Annotated in this window: 2 protein-coding genes; both read right to left on the bottom strand. The window is 70.6% G+C overall.

Features of this window, described 5'->3' with window-relative positions; translation table 11 throughout:
• Nucleotides 1-444: 444 nt before the first annotated feature.
• The gene (groL, locus tag HUW36_RS29915; protein ID WP_174531161.1) at nt 445-2091 is read right to left on the bottom strand and encodes a chaperonin GroEL; all 1647 of its coding nucleotides are present in this window, start codon (nt 2089-2091) and stop codon (nt 445-447) included.
• 70 nt (nt 2092-2161) lie between these two features.
• Entirely contained in the window at nt 2162-2476 is a 315-nt protein-coding gene (gene groES, locus HUW36_RS29910) for a co-chaperone GroES (protein WP_088998427.1), read from the bottom strand.
• Nucleotides 2477-2838 lie beyond the last annotated feature (362 nt).

The following is a 2838-nucleotide window of genomic DNA, read 5'->3' as shown; positions in this document are numbered from 1 at the left end:
TCTACACCGCTCTGAACACTCTTTCCCTACACGACGCTCTTCCGATCTCGCCAGTCGCCGGGCCGCCGCGAGGCCGAGCAGCGCCGCGAAGCCGGCCAGCAGCAGCGCCGTCCCGACCAGCAGGGCGATCTTGTCGTACGTGCCGAAGACGGCGATGGCGAACTGCTTGAGCGGCTCGGGCACCAGGTCGACGACGACGCCGCCGACGGCGATCAGCGGGGCGGACCGGGGGCCGGTCAGGACGGCCACCGGCTCGGCCGTGCCGAGCGCCACGACGGCGGCGACGACACCGGCCAGCGCCGCGTGGCGGCGGGAGATCATGCGCACGCCGTCCAGTCTGGTCGACCGGGCGGGCCGGCTGCCAATCTCGTCAGCGTTCCGTAAGCACGTCGGGGCACACCGCCGGATCGGCGGTGTGCCCCGACGTCGGGCGTACTCCTCGGGTCAGAAGCCCGGGCCGTGCTGGTGGCCGTGGCCGTGCGAGTGGCCGTGCCCACCGGCGGCGGCCGGCTCCGGCTCGGCCGGCTTCTCCACGACCAGGCTCTCGGTGGTGAGCAGCAGGCCGGCGATCGACGCGGCGTTGGAGACCGCGTTGCGGGTCACCTTCACCGGGTCGAGGATGCCGGACTTGGCCAGGTCGACGTACTCGCCGGTGGCGGCGTCCAGGCCGGTGCCCCACTCCTGGGCGACGACCTTCTGCACCACCACGTAGCCGTCGTGGCCGGCGTTCTGGGCGATCCAGCGCAGCGGCTCGACAAGCGCCTTGCGCACGATCGAGACGCCGACCTTCTCCTCGCCGGTGAAGCCCAGGTCGTCGTCGAGCACCGGCAGGATCTGGGCCAGCGCGGCGCCGCCGCCCGGGACCGTACCCTCCTCGACCGCGGCCTTGGTCGCGGCGATGGCGTCCTCGATGCGGTGCTTGCGCTCCTTCATCTCGACCTCGGTGGCCGCGCCGACCTTGATCACCGCGATGCCGCCGGAGAGCTTCGCCAGCCGCTCGGCCAGCTTCTCCCGGTCCCACTCGGAGTCCGAGGCCTCGATCTCCTTGCGGATCTGGGCGACCCGGTCGGCGACGTCGGAGGCCTGGCCGCCACCGTCGACGACAGTGGTGTTCTCCTTGTCGACCACGACGCGGCGGGCGGTGCCGAGCACCTCCAGGCCGACCTGGTCGAGCTTGTAGCCCAGCTCCGGGGCGACCAGCTCGGCCCCGGTCAGGACCGCCATGTCCTGGAGCATCGCCTTGCGGCGGTCGCCGAAGCCGGGGGCCTTGACCGCGCAGACCTTGAGGGTCTTGCGGATGGCGTTGACCACGAGCGTGGACAGGGCCTGGCCCTCGACGTCCTCGGCGATGATCAGCAGCGGCTTGTTGTTCTGGAGGACCTTCTCCAGCAGCGGCAGCAGCTCCTCGATCGCCGAGATCTTCTGCGTGGTGATCAGGATGTACGGGTCCTCCAGGACCGACTCCTGCCCCTCCACGTCGGTGACGAAGTTCGGCGAGATGAAGCCCTTGTCGAACTGGAGACCCTCGGTCACCTCCAGCTCGGTGGTGAGCGCGGAGCCCTCCTCGACGGTGATGACACCGTCGCGGCCGACCTTCTCCATCGCCTCGGCGATCAGCTCGCCGATGGCCGGGTCCTGCGCGGAGACGGTCGCCACGTGCGCGATCGACTCCTTGCTGGCGACCTCGACGGCCTTGCCGAGCAGCGCCTCGGAGACCTTGGCGGCCGCCGCGTCGATGCCCCGCTTCAGGCCGGTCGGGTTGGTGCCGGCGGCCACGTTGCGCAGGCCCTCGCGGACCATGGCCTGGGCCAGCACGGTGGCGGTGGTGGTCCCGTCGCCGGCGACGTCGTTGGTCTTGGTCGCCACCTCCTTGACCAGCTGCGCGCCGAGGTTCTCGTACGGGTTGGTGAGCTCGATCTCCTTGGCGATGGTCACGCCGTCGTTGGTGATCGTGGGCGCACCGAACTTCTTGTCCAGGACGACGTTGCGACCGCGCGGGCCGAGGGTGACCTTGACCGCGTCCGCGAGGGCGTTGACACCGTGCTCGAGCAGGTGCCGCGCGTCGTCCGAGAAGCTGAGGATCTTCGCCATCAGTATCCCTTCGAAGCACCGTTGCCCCGGCCCGGCGAGCCGGACCGGGGCAACGACACTGATCGGTTGCTTACTTCTCGATGACCGCGAGGACGTCGCGGGCGGAGAGCACCAGGTACTCCTCGCCGGCGTACTTGACCTCGGTGCCGCCGTACTTCGAGTAGAGGACGGTGTCGCCGACCTTCACGTCGACCGGCACGCGGTTGCCCTTGTCGTCGATCCGGCCCGGGCCGACAGCGAGGACGGTGCCCTCCTGCGGCTTCTCCTTGGCGGTGTCGGGGATCACGATGCCCGAGGCGGTGGTGGTCTCGGCCTCGTTCGCCTGGACCACGATGCGGTCCTCGAGCGGCTTGATCGCAACCTTGGTCGCGGTAGTCACGGGCATACCCTCCCGGGTACTTGGTGTCGTTACCGGTCGGCATGCCGACCAGCGTCAATCTGCCACATGCCACCGGGCGGGGCCGTCGTCGCGGGTGCCGGTCCGCCTGGCGCTCAACTCCCGGGCACGGGGCCCGGGTGTTGGCACCCTCAGGGTGAGAGTGCTAATCGCAGGTTATTCCTCGGCTAGCACTCCGTCAAGGAGAGTGCCAGCGCGTCGCCCGCCGTATCGGTCCCGGGGCGGGTCGGGAGAATGGTCCGGGTGGACCTCGACCAGCTCTCCGCGCTGCGTACCCCCGAGGGGTCGGCCGCGCTCGACGCGGCGGCGCGGGTGGCCGGCGGCGACCCGCTGACGGCGGCCGCCGCGCT

The sequence above is a fragment of the Micromonospora maritima genome, assembly GCF_902825405.1.
GTDB lineage: Bacteria > Actinomycetota > Actinomycetes > Mycobacteriales > Micromonosporaceae > Micromonospora > Micromonospora maritima.
Note: the sequence above shows the minus strand (reverse complement) of the source record. Positions and strands in the feature narration are given on the sequence as shown.